Source organism: Neobacillus drentensis, assembly GCF_036965245.1.
GTDB lineage: Bacteria > Bacillota > Bacilli > Bacillales > Cytobacillaceae > Neobacillus > Neobacillus drentensis_G.
Genome location: NZ_JBALPG010000015.1, coordinates 37,466 through 49,575 on the forward strand (window position 1 = coordinate 37,466; position 12,110 = coordinate 49,575).

The 12,110-nt window shown below is 42.1% G+C and carries 10 protein-coding genes; 7 read left to right on the forward strand and 3 right to left on the reverse strand.

What is annotated here, in order from left to right; genetic code table 11:
- The first annotated feature begins 30 nt into the window (after positions 1 to 30).
- The 5 genes from V7150_RS03715 (at position 31) to V7150_RS03735 (ending at position 5,284) form a co-directional block, all read left to right on the forward strand.
- The gene (locus V7150_RS03715; protein ID WP_335513718.1) at positions 31 to 894 is read left to right on the forward strand and encodes a Cof-type HAD-IIB family hydrolase; all 864 of its coding nucleotides are present in this window, start codon (positions 31 to 33) and stop codon (positions 892 to 894) included.
- 154 nt (positions 895 to 1,048) lie between these two features.
- Positions 1,049 to 1,957 (forward strand): N-acetylmuramic acid 6-phosphate etherase, encoded by a 909-nt coding sequence (gene murQ / locus V7150_RS03720; RefSeq protein ID WP_335513720.1) that lies wholly within the window; start codon positions 1,049 to 1,051, stop codon positions 1,955 to 1,957.
- Positions 1,958 to 1,982: 25 nt separating this feature from the next.
- On the forward strand, positions 1,983 to 2,837 hold the full coding sequence (locus V7150_RS03725; RefSeq protein ID WP_335513722.1) for a MurR/RpiR family transcriptional regulator: 855 nt from the start codon (positions 1,983 to 1,985) through the stop codon (positions 2,835 to 2,837).
- A gap of 81 nt (positions 2,838 to 2,918) precedes the next feature.
- Positions 2,919 to 4,280 carry a PTS transporter subunit EIIC gene (locus V7150_RS03730; protein ID WP_335513724.1) on the forward strand — a complete coding sequence of 454 codons (1,362 nt, stop codon included), beginning with the start codon at positions 2,919 to 2,921 and terminating at the stop codon, positions 4,278 to 4,280.
- Positions 4,277 to 5,284, forward strand: a complete 1,008-nt coding sequence (locus V7150_RS03735; RefSeq protein ID WP_335513726.1) for a MupG family TIM beta-alpha barrel fold protein — start codon at positions 4,277 to 4,279, stop codon at positions 5,282 to 5,284. Before V7150_RS03730 ends, V7150_RS03735 begins: the two co-directional genes overlap by 4 nt.
- Positions 5,285 to 5,535: 251 nt before the next feature.
- On the opposite strand, the gene V7150_RS03740 is transcribed toward V7150_RS03735, so the two are convergent.
- Positions 5,536 to 6,837, reverse strand: a complete 1,302-nt coding sequence (locus V7150_RS03740; protein WP_335513727.1) for an NCS2 family permease — start codon at positions 6,835 to 6,837, stop codon at positions 5,536 to 5,538.
- Positions 6,838 to 7,166: 329 nt separating this feature from the next.
- Positions 7,167 to 7,979, reverse strand: coding sequence for an N-acetylmuramoyl-L-alanine amidase (locus V7150_RS03745; protein WP_335513729.1), 813 nt, complete (start codon positions 7,977 to 7,979; stop codon positions 7,167 to 7,169).
- Between the two features lie 302 nt (positions 7,980 to 8,281).
- Here V7150_RS03745 and galE point away from each other — a divergent pair, with 302 nt between their 5' ends.
- Positions 8,282 to 9,253, forward strand: a complete 972-nt coding sequence (gene galE, locus V7150_RS03750; protein ID WP_335513784.1) for a UDP-glucose 4-epimerase GalE — start codon at positions 8,282 to 8,284, stop codon at positions 9,251 to 9,253.
- Positions 9,254 to 9,474: 221 nt separating this feature from the next.
- Here the strand turns inward: galE and V7150_RS03755 are convergent, their stop codons facing one another.
- On the reverse strand, positions 9,475 to 10,269 hold the full coding sequence (locus V7150_RS03755) for a Cof-type HAD-IIB family hydrolase (protein ID WP_335513732.1): 795 nt from the start codon (positions 10,267 to 10,269) through the stop codon (positions 9,475 to 9,477).
- A 502-nt stretch (positions 10,270 to 10,771) separates the two neighbouring features.
- Between V7150_RS03755 and V7150_RS03760 the strand changes: the two genes are divergently transcribed.
- Positions 10,772 to 12,043, forward strand: coding sequence for a dicarboxylate/amino acid:cation symporter (locus V7150_RS03760; protein ID WP_420490248.1), 1,272 nt, complete (start codon positions 10,772 to 10,774; stop codon positions 12,041 to 12,043).
- Positions 12,044 to 12,110 lie beyond the last annotated feature (67 nt).

Here is a 12,110-nt window from a genome sequence, read left to right on the forward strand (position 1 = left end):
TAAAATATTAATTCAAAAGGAGCAATACTATTGAAATATTCACTATTAGCCACTGATTTGGATGGTACATTATTAAACGATCAAAAAGAGATTGACGTTGAAACGATCGAAGCCATTCAGGAGTACCGCAGACGAGGAGGGAAGGTAGTGATTTGCAGCGGACGTTCACCGCTTTCAACAAAATGGATTGCCAATACCATCGGCCTAAAGGGAGAGCCGATCATTGCCTACAATGGTGCGATCATGCTCGATGAGAACGGAGAGGTGAAAGAGCAAGCTGTATTTCAGCACGAATCACTTTTATATTTCTGGGAATTATGTGAGGCGGAAGGCGTTTATGCCCATTTTTATGAAGGAGATACGCTGCTGGTTCCGACGGTAAATAAATGGAATGAGAACTGGATTGAGAATAATATTCCTAGCCTTGAAAAAACAGGCGGCAGGCTTAAAGACTGTGAAAGTTTTCGAAAAAACTGCAAGGTTAAGGTCATAGATCATTTTTATCAATATATGAAAGAAAATCAGCCTAAAATTACTAAAATAGCGGTATTTGATGACGGGGATCGGCTTGCTGATTTTTCAAAGGTAATTGTTGAACAGGTCGAGGATATGGAAATTAGCAGCAGCTTCAATTTTCTTAATTTAGAGATTGCCCCAAGCGGTATCACAAAGGCAGCTGCCCTATTAAAGCTAACGGAACAGCATGGTATCTCGCCCGCACAAACGGCTGCCATCGGCGATAATTATAATGACTTGCTAATGCTCTCCGTTGCCGGACTAGGGATTGCCATGGGGAATGCACCGGAAAAGGTAAAACTAGTGGCAGATCAGGTGACGGGAAATAATAATGAAGCAGGCGTTGCAAAGGCCATCCGCCGTTATTTGTTAGATTAGTGCCTCTCGCTTATATCAATTGAGTAAAATAATTTATTGAAATACCATTTCATTTTTTCGAAAAAAATATTGAATTATTATTTCAATAGACATATAATAAAAATACAGTAACCGCTTACAACGCAGTAAAGATCAACAGGAGGTCAGTGATACGATGGAAGAAAAACTCGAATTATTAACGACAGAATCGAGAAACGAACATTCTATGCAGATAGATACAGCAAACCCAATGGATATATTACGCATTATGAATGAGCAGGATCAATTAGTGGCATTAGCGGTAAAGGAAGTTTTACCTGATGTCGAGGCAGCAGTTCAATTTGTATTTGAATCCTTTCAAAACGGTGGGCGCTTGATCTATTTAGGTGCAGGCACAAGCGGCCGATTAGGGGTGCTTGATGCAGTTGAATGTCCGCCGACATTCAGCACTGAACCTGAAATGGTCCAAGGAATTATTGCAGGAGGGGAAAGAGCTATCTTAAAAGCAGTGGAAGGAGCGGAGGACGATCCGGAGCTTGGTGTCAGCGACTTGAAAGCATTGGGGCTGACGAAAAATGATACCGTTATTGGCATTGCTGCAAGCGGCCGGACACCATATGTGATTGGAGCTCTTCGATATGCACGAAGCATTGGTGCGAAAACAGTTGCCCTTTCCTGCAATAAAAATGCGGCGATTAGTCAGGAAGCCGATCAAAGAATCGAGGTAATTGTCGGTCCAGAGGTTCTTACGGGGTCAACTCGGTTGAAATCAGGAACTGCGCATAAAATGATTTTGAATATGATTTCCACCTCTTCGATGATTCTGTTAGGGAAAGCCTATGAAAATTTGATGGTTGATGTTCATGTGAGCAATCAGAAATTGAAGGAACGGGCAATTGGCATCATTCGCAAAATTACCGGGGTTTCTTATGAGGTGGCGTTGGAGACATTAGAGCATGCAGATTTACAAGTGAAAACAGCCATTGTCATGATTAAGACGAATACAACGAAACAGGAAGCAGAACAATTATTAGTAAATGCAAATGGTTATGTAAAAAGAGCGATTCAAATAGTTAAAAAATGAAGTAGATGAAAAGGTGGTTTTAGGTGTGGCAGCAGGTGGTTTAAAAATGATTCAGAATATGCTTGAACAGCTTCCGGCTTCTGAACGAAAAATTGCAGAATTTATTCTTGAAAATCCTCATAGTATTTTAAACAATACTGTCAATGACATCGGAATTCAAGCGAATACAAGTGGGGCAGCCGTTATTCGGCTCTGTAAGTCCTTAGGCTTAAACGGGTTTCAAGATTTAAAAGTAAGAATTGCTGGGGATTTAGTGAAGCCTGTTGAACAAGGGTACCGCGACATTGAACCAGGTGAATCCTTTTTCTCCATCGTTCAGAAGACAACGAGTAATAGTATCCAAAGCATCCGTGATTCGGAAGAGATCATCAATTATGATGAATTGGAACACGCTGTTCAAACCTTGTTGCCTGCTCAAAATGTTCATTTTTTTGGAATTGGCGCTTCTAATATTATCGCGAAGGATGCACAGCAAAAATTCCTTCGGATTCATAAAAATGCAACCGCTTTTACAGATACACACCTTGTCGCTACCTTGATTGCTAATGCTAATAAGGATGATGTAGTGTTCGGAATCTCTCACTCTGGGGAAACAGCAGAGGTTAGTAAAGTTATGTCTCTAGCGAAAGAGCACGGCGTGAAAACGATTAGTTTAACAAAATACGGACAATCATCCGTCTCATCGCTCGCTGATATTAAACTGTTTACCTCGTATTCCGGGGAGGCACCGTTTCGAAGTGCAGCAACTTCATCACGCCTGGCGCAGCTTTATATAATTGATATTTTGTTTTTGTCGATGGCAACCGTTCAGTATAAGAAAACGATTAACTCGATTGATCAAACAAGGGAAGCCATTCGGTTTATCAAAGAGGGGAAATAATCATTACAGGGGGTGATGCGGACACCATTCCGTTTCTTATTTTTTCAAAAAAAATTAACAACAGAGAGAAGGGGAAATAACATGGCTGGAGAGAATAAAATATTAGCTGAAAAGATTCTTGAACAATTAGGCGGGCCCGCAAATGTTGGCAATTACACACATTGTATGACAAGACTTCGTGTAACACCAAACGATGAGTCGAAAGTCAATAAGGTCGCTATTAAGAAAATTGACGGGGTACTTGGGGTTGTTGAAGAAGAGACACTACAAATTATTTTGGGACCTGGAAAAGTAAATAGAGTGACAGAAGAGTTTGGTAAATTAATAGATGCTGCGGGCGGGATTAACTTAAAAGAAAAGGCTGCAACTAAAAAGGCTGAAATTAACAAAAAAAATGCCACTCCATTTAAGCTGTTTTTACGAAAAATCTCTAGTATTTTTATCCCATTAATTCCAGCACTTGTGGCATCAGGATTGATTACTGGGGTAACAAAGGCAATTATCCAGGCAGGATGGCTGGCAGGGGATTCGCAACTTGCTACGATTCTATCCGTCATCGGCAGTGGACTATTTGGTTACCTTGGGATTTTAGTTGGTATTAATGCAGCGAAAGAATTTGGCGGGTCACCAGCACTTGGAGCACTTGCTGGCATTTTAATTATTAACCCTGCTGTTGCGGGAATCAAATTGTTCGGGGCGGAATTGCTACCTGGACGTGGGGGCTTAATTGGCGTTCTTTTTGCGGCCATCTTTATTGCCTTTGTTGAAAAACGAGTTCGTCGTTATGTGCCACAATCTCTTGATCTATTTATAACGCCAACGGTTGCTTTATTGCTTACTGGTATTGTTACTTATCTTGTATTTATGCCGCTTGGTGGTTTTGTTTCAGATATTATCACAAAAGGACTAACATCTTTACTTGATGTTGGTGGTGTAGTCGCAGGATTCGTCCTTGGGGCAACCTTCCTGCCGCTCGTTGTTACGGGTTTACACCAAGGTTTAACACCGATCCATCTTGAGTTAATTAATACAATAGGAGATGACCCGCTTCTGCCAATCTTAGCAATGGGTGGGGCAGGCCAGGTTGGAGCTGCGTTTGCAATTTATTTTAAAACAAAGAAAACTCGCTTAAAAAGAGCGATTGGCGGGGGACTACCTGCGGGAATTCTTGGAATTGGTGAACCGCTTATTTTCGGTGTTACGCTGCCATTAGGAAGACCATTCTTAACTGCCTGTTTAGGGGCTGGTGTCGGCGGAGCGTTCCAGGCTGTCTTTCATATAGCCACCATCGCCGTTGGGGTGTCTGGCTTACCGCTTGCCTTCCTTGTGGTACCAGGTCAAGTCCTTCTTTATTTAGCAGGGGTATTAATTTCGTACGCAGCTGGTTTTGCCTTTACCTATTTATTCGGTTTTAAAGATGAGATGGCCGGTGAGTTTGATTGATCGGTATTTCCTTCTATTTAAATGATCCGCTAGCAGAGACTCGGATTGCTCTAGCAGGGAAAATGGGTGTGAAGCGGGCGTTTACCTCGCTTCACATTCCTGAAGAGTCCGGGGATTTAGCCAGCCGCGCGAAAAAACTGCTGCAAACGGCAAAGGAAGTTGGAGTAGAGGTTTATGCGGATGTATCGGCACGAACACCTGCACATCTGGGATTAGCTAACTTACAAGCATTAAAGTCATTAGGGGTAATCGGTTTGCGGTTGGATGACTTTTTTTCGAATGAAACGATTTTGAACTTGGCTAAGGATTTCAAGCTTGCACTGAATTCCAGCATTTTATTTGAGGATGATTTACGTGCCCTGTTTGAGGGAGGGTTAACAGCTAGCCAGCTGCTGGCCTGGCATAATTTCTATCCTCGGCGAGAAACCGGATTAGCTGAATCGTTTTTTCACTCACAAAATGAACTTTTTAAACGGTATGGGATTCCGGTTAGTGCTTATATTTCAGGAGACGGTGAGAAACGCGGTCCGCTGTTTGAAGGGCTGCCAACGCTGGAAAGCCATCGGATGATTGATCCATTTATGGCGGCGCTTGAATTGTTTCAGGCGGGTGTCGAGGATGTGTATATCGGCGATCCGGAAGTAAGTGTCGGCCTCTTAGAAAAACTAATTGAATTTGACCATCATCATCGGGTCTCGATTCGAATCGATGGGTTTCAAGAAGGAGAGTTCCATCTCCGTCCCGATTTTTCCCGTGACGTTCTCCGGTTAATGGATACGAGAAGTGCTGATGCAGTAGTTCCCGAGAAAACGGGACCGCGTCCAATGGGCACGATTACGAGGGATAATGACCGTTATGGACGGTACCGCGGGGAGATCCAGATTACGTTACAAGACCTACCTGCCGATGAGAGAGTCAATGTGGTTGGAAAAGTTGTGAAAGCCGATTTACCGCTTCTTCCCTTGCTCCAACCAGGTCAAATAGTTAAATTACTAAGGGTCTAAAGCAAAACTGCCTTATCTAGTAGATGGGGCGGTTTTTTTGTTGTAGGAAGGGGGTCCAATCCTGTAGAACCAGGCTTCATGTGTTCTAGGTTATTTGAACTTGGTTCCAAGATAAGCTCTAACCAAGATACGGCGCCCAATTTTGACAATCTGTTGAGTTATTTGTTTACAAAGAAAAAGATCCATCTCTCTTATAAAGTGTACCCTTAGTAAAGGACATTTCACTTAAAAAGCGAGAGACGGATCTTTTTTTAATGCTGTAAAAATGCTAGTTGAATAAAGAATAATACCGCGAACAGATATAGGAGTGGGTGAACCTCACGCCATTTGCCTTTGGTGATTTTTAAAAGCGGGAAGCTGATAAATCCGAGTGCGATTCCGGTTGAAATACTCGAGGTAAGCGGCATACTTAGTACGGTTAAGAATGCAGGAAAGGCTTCATCGAGCTCGTTCCAATGGATTTTGGCGATACTACCCATCATCAGGCTGCCGACAATGATCAAGGCAGGTGCTGTAATCGCGGCAATTCCGGAAACAGCGCTAACGAGCGGTCCGAAGAAAGCTGATACGATAAACAAAGCGGCAACGGTTAAGGAGGTTAAACCAGTCCGGCCGCCGGCAGCGACACCTGAAGTCGATTCAATAAAGGCCGTTGTCGGGCTTGTCCCAAACATGGCGCCGACCGCTGTTGCAAGAGAATCAGAGAGTAATGCCTTGCGGGCACGGGGCAATTTGTCTCCTTTCATTAATCCTGCCTGGTTTGCGACCCCAATCATGGTACCGGTCGTGTCAAAAATGGTTACTAGAATAAAGGAAAACACAACGGCATAAAGACCGTGCTGAACCACGTCAGTCAGTGCTGTAATTGGGTTCGCAACAATCAGCCCTTCAGGAAGAGAAGGAAGCGACATAATCCCTTTGTCAAAAGTCAACTGGCCGGTAAAATAAGCGATTATCCCTGTAACGATCATTCCGAAAAATAATGCACCGTTGACCCTAAGTACCATTAAAATCAGTGTGACAGCAAGCCCGACAATCGCTAAAATCGCTGATGGGGAATGAAGGTCACCCAAACCGACTAGATTGGTCGGATGTGCAGTGATAATTTTTGTTTGACGCAGTCCGATAAAGGCGATAAATAATCCGATTCCCGCGGTAATTCCGTGCTTAAGGTTTTCTGGGATGGCTTCAATTAATTTTTCCCTAAAAGGGGTTAAAGATAAGATGACAAAAATAATACCTGCGATGAAGACGGCGGCAAAGGCGGTTTGGTAGCTAATACCTTGGTGGCCGCCAACGACAGAATAGGCAAAGTAGGCGTTCAGTCCCATACCCGGTGCGATGGCAATCGGGTAATTTGCGCAAAGCGCCATCCAAAGTGTACCGACCAAAGCGGCGATGATGGTTGCTGAAAAGACTTGTTCGAATGGAACACCGGCATCTGCGAGAATGACTGGGTTTACCACGACGATATAAACCATGGTAAAAAAGGTCGTTATTCCTGCCAATAGTTCCGTTTTTGTATTCGTTTGATTCTCTTTCAGTTTAAACATGGTGATTCCTCCGTAAATACGAACATTTTCTTATGACTTAATTATATTATTCGTTTTTAGCTGAATTATCAATAGTAATTTTTATTTTGTCCAATCTTTTGAATGTCTACCCATAGTGCTCTAGACTTGTGATTTCTTTTTTTTGGAACTTGTATTTCTATTTGGACATGGAGTGACATATTTTTTGATAAAAAGGGCAAATGAAACCAAAGGAGATACATCATGGTTAATAGAGGGGATGAAGGACAAATTTAACAGGTGGCAGCAAGTTTGTCCTTCAAAAGGGGAGATAAATGGGGCGAATTCACTACAGAATTGCTGGCAGGGCATCAATGTTCGGCAACAAGGAAAGGATCTGCAATGCCAGCCTTTTTTACTTCTTCTAAACGTTTTTCGGCATTATCTCGGTTTGAATATGCTCCAGCTTGTACTCGGTACCAGGTTTTACCTGAAATTGTTGTAGGACTTACAAATGCATCGATTCTTTTTGATTTCAAATAAGCAACACGCTCATCAGCATTTTCTCTTGATTGGAATGATCCTGCAATTACTTTGTAAAGTGTTCCTGTACCTGGATCCGTTGGTACCGGCGGTTTGCTTTTTAGATTAAAGGCAATGGCAATCCCGTTTGCATGACCTTGGGCCACGTTTTGACGCCAAGATGCTTGTTTTATTAAGGCGGCATCGTGGGTGTTGTCGATAAAGCCATTTTCTGATAGAAATGCTGACATGGTTGATTCGCGTAAAACGTGAAAATTTGCCTTTTTCCGGCCGCGGTCTTTCAACTGATTCATCTTTATTACCTCTCCATGGATAATCCCCTGGTATTTTGCTGTCGTGGATGAGTCCGAAAGTTTACTATATATATAGTCTTCATATCCTTGGGCAGAACCGTCAGCGGCATTGATGTGAATAGCCAAATAATAATCAGCACCCCAGTTATTTGCTTCGTTTGTTCGCTGGCTTAGGCTTTTACTGACATCAGTGGTACGGCTCATCATAACTTCAATATTTTCATAACCATTGGTTAAGATGGAGCATATTTTAAGCGCAATATCTAACGTAATATCCTTTTCGTTTAATCCATTGCCTTGGGCACCGGGGTCTGAACCGCCGTGTCCGGGGTCTAAATAAAGCTTCATTAAAACTCCTCCTTTTCAATAGAATGCTTGTACATTTATATGATATGGGAAAACTAGTATTCTGTTAGGGTGTCTGTCTTGACTTGTCCATTCCTATGAAAAGAAGACTGATTTTTTTGAGAAATTCGACCTTTAGTAGTTTGTACTGATAAAATTCTTGGAGGGGAATTGGACTTTTAAGATTACCTTTTTGTAGATAATAGTGATCGGAAATAATTAGTAAATAGCAAAAACAAGCGGCTATTAGTCCAAAATGCTATAATAGAAAAAGTGAGTAAAATTCTAGCTAAGGGGAAATGAATATGATTCTCGTCGTTGGCGGAGCTGGTTACATTGGTAGCCATCTTGTAAAGGAATTAGTTGTAAAAGAAGATGTCGTAGTACTCGATAACTTGTCGACGGGACACCGCTCGGCCGTTGATAGCCGAGCCATATTTGTAAAAGGGGACCTCGGCAATGAAGAAGATCTTCAAATGGTTTTTAGAAGTTATCCAATTAAAGCCGTTATGCACTTTGCTGCCTGTAGTTTAGTAGGGGAGTCTGTTATTGATCCTTTGAAATATTATCAAAACAATGTAGCTTCAACTCTAACACTATTAAAAGTGATGTTGAAATTTAAGGTAAAAAACTTTATTTTCTCTTCTACTGCAGCTACATATGGAATTCCTGATGTTGCGCTGATTGATGAATCAAGTGCCACTACCCCGATTAATCCTTATGGTCAATCAAAACTCATGGTTGAGCAAATTCTCTCTGACCTTTCAACATCTGATGGGCTGAAATATGTGATATTGCGTTATTTTAATGCAGCAGGCGCCCATGAATCCGCTGAAATTGGTGAAAGCCATGACCCGGAAACTCATTTAATCCCAATAGTCCTTCAGCAATTACTAGGCCAGCGGGAAAAAGTCTCTGTTTTTGGATCTGATTATGATACTCCGGACGGTACTTGTATCCGTGATTATATTCATGTGACGGACTTAGCGAGCGCCCATATCCTTGCACTTAAGGCCCTGTTAACAGGGAAGAAGTCGGCTGAGATTTATAATCTCGGTAACGGACTTGGCTATTCTGTTAAGGAAGTTATTGAAACATGTGAAAGAGTCACAGGTGTGAAGGCGAACGTAGAAATGGCCGACCGCCGCGCAGGGGATCCGGCAAGACTTGTAGCATCCTCTAATAAGATTTTCTCCGAGTTAGGCTGGAAAGCTGAGCGGAATTTAGAGAAAATTATTGCCGATGCCTGGAAGTGGCACCAGAATCAACAATATTAATTAAAAAAGCAATGCGCCTTCAGCTGGGGCATTGCTTTTATTATAAGATAAGTAGATATAGAATTTTCGAGTTTGAGAACATCAAGCTCTAGCTCCAGCGCCTTGGTGAGTCAGGGGCATAAGCCCCTTGGCAAGGCACTTCCGCTTTTCTGCTTTCTATTATCTCAGTCGAAGGGCTCCAGTCCATACACCACGCAATGGAAGTTTCCGCTTATATATGTTTAAACGGCTTCCTCGTCCAATAAACCCACTAATTCTAATCCTCTTAAAATCCCGTCCTCATCAACATGTTTCGTTACGTATTTGGCAACGTCCTTCACTTGATCGACGGCGTTACCCATGGCAATGCTATTATTGACAAACGATAGCATTTCGATATCGTTCAGTCCGTCACCAAAGGCGTAGACCTGATCCATTGGTATGTTTAAATAGTTGATTAAAGCTTCTATTCCTTTTGCTTTTGAACCGCCAGCAGGCAATACATCTACTGCATGTTCATGCCATCTGACAAATTCAAATTTATTAAATTTCTCCTGATACGCAGGTTGCTCCACAGCATTACAAAAAAGCAATGATTGATAGATTTCCTTGCCTTGATAATAGTGTGGATCAAAAATCGGCTTATCTTTTATTTTTAAGGAACCAATCCCTTCCTCAATGTGTGGATGGGACTCCATATTCGCAAACATCTTTTCATGGTTTTCATAAATGATAGGTTTTTTTATGCTGTTGGCAAATTGTGTTAGGAGGTGGAGTTCCTCTTGATCAAGCGGATTTTGATAAATCGTTTTTCCTTTGTAGACTACATATGAGCCATTAAAACTAACAAAAGAATGAATGCCAAGCTCATCTAGCAGCTCTTTAAACATAAATGGTGCGCGGCCGGTCGCAATGGCCACCTCATGGCCTAGCTCTTTTAATCTATTTATCGCCTTTTTGGTAGACTTAGGCAATTTTTTCTCCTCATTCAAAAGGGTTCCGTCTATATCGAAAAAAATCATCTGTTTTTTCTTCATTGCTGTTCATTCCTTTCAAAGCGGATGGTGCATAAATTATTATCCTTACTTAGTTAGATAATCTATCCTATTATACATGAAATACTTCTTTCTAACAGAAGGGAAATTTCTAAAGTGCTTCAAAAGGCAAAGGATGAAGGGACTGGTAATATTTATATATAAGATGAAAGTGTTCGGACAGTTGAATTAGAGCAGCAGCTCAAAAAGTTTTTCGTTCTTAAAGATGCCATCGTCGTGCCTGATAACGATCTGTCAAGTGAACTGGCCAAACGGGCAAAACAAAAAGTTGCAATGAACCCTAGTAGGGATATCAAGTGTTCGTATATGGTTCTAATATTTTATCATTTTCGGCTGGAATAGCTCTCTGACACTGTTAGGGGCTATTTTTCTAAAAAGGGGAGGGTAGTTATTAGAATTATCTATTAAAAATAAAGCCATTTACCTAGGGAGAGAATTTGGGTATGATTTTCATGTGTAAATTGTTGTCGAAAGGCTGTGGATTTTGTTGAAATCATTTTTTAAAAATTATCGATTTACCTTGATTCTACTGGCTGCCATCGTTATCGGCGGGGCAGCTGGATTGGTTTTTGGGACAAAGACAGCGGTCGTAAAGCCGTTAGGGGATCTTTTTCTCAACTTAATGTTCATGATTATCGTGCCATTAGTATTTTTCAGCATTGCTTCGGCGATTGCGAACATGAATGGCATGAAACGGCTTGGTAAAATTATGGGCAGTATCTTAGTCGTATTTTTTGTGACCGCTTCTGTTGCAGCCATTCTCGGCTTAATGGGTACGTCCATCATTCATCCGATTGAAAATGCCGATATTGCTGCAATTAAAGAGGCCATGAGTCATTCTTCGGTGGAAACGGACACAGAGAAATTAACGTTTCTTGATCATTTGGTTGCCACTTTCACTGTTTCAGATTTTAATTTATTGCTATCGCGCAGTAATATGCTCCAGCTAATTGTCTTTTCACTTCTTTTTGGCATTTCAACTGCGATGATTGGCGAAAAAGCAAAACCGGTTGCTGACTTTTTATCTGCCGCTACAGGGGTCATGATGAAGATGGTCAGCATCGTGATGTATTATGCTCCAATCGGACTTGGCTGCTATTTTGCCGCTGTCATCGGCGAGCTCGGTCCGCAAATTTTAGAAGGGTATGCCCGTTCGTTTTTCCTGTATTTGATTTTGACAGTCATTTATTACTTTGTGTTCTTCACTCTCTATGCCTTCATCGCTGGGGGTAAGGAGGGGGTCAAGGTGTTTTGGAAAAATGCTATCACACCATCGGTTACGGCGCTTGCGACTTGTTCGAGTGCAGCGTGTATTCCCGTGAACCTGGCCGCTGTTCGAAAAATGGGGGTGCCTAAGGATATTGCGGAAACGATTGTCCCGCTTGGTGCGAACACCCATAAAGATGGTTCCGTCTTTGGCGGCGTACTGAAAATCGTCTTTCTATTTGCTTTATTTGGTAAGGATTTAACAAGTATCTCCAATATTTTAAGTATTCTTGCGGTTGCCTTTTTAGTTGGTGCGGTGATGGGTGCGATCCCAGGCGGAGGGATGATTGGGGAAATGCTGATCATCAGTGTTTATGGCTTCCCGCCAGAAACCTTGCCTATTATCGCCGTGATCAGTACCATCATTGATGCACCGGCTACACTCCTTAACTCAACCGGAAACACCGTCTGTGCCATGCTCGTCACACGACTCGTCGAAGGAAAAAACTGGCTCCGTCAAGCGTTCAAAAGCGGAGAAGAAGTCGCATAGATCCATCGGTGCAATTCAATGGTGCCTGACACCAATAATCATATAAAGTGCGTTGAAAGCTTGTAAA

Coding starts and splice junctions, on each gene's coding strand:
- V7150_RS03745 (WP_335513729.1), bottom strand. CDS start 7,979: ATGAAGCTTTATTTAGACCCCGGACACGGCGGTTCAGACCCCGGTGCC.
- murQ (WP_335513720.1), top strand. CDS start 1,049: ATGGAAGAAAAACTCGAATTATTAACGACAGAATCGAGAAACGAACAT.
- V7150_RS03730 (WP_335513724.1), top strand. CDS start 2,919: ATGGCTGGAGAGAATAAAATATTAGCTGAAAAGATTCTTGAACAATTA.
- galE (WP_335513784.1), top strand. CDS start 8,282: ATGATTCTCGTCGTTGGCGGAGCTGGTTACATTGGTAGCCATCTTGTA.
- V7150_RS03740 (WP_335513727.1), bottom strand. CDS start 6,837: ATGTTTAAACTGAAAGAGAATCAAACGAATACAAAAACGGAACTATTG.
- V7150_RS03755 (WP_335513732.1), bottom strand. CDS start 10,269: ATGAAGAAAAAACAGATGATTTTTTTCGATATAGACGGAACCCTTTTG.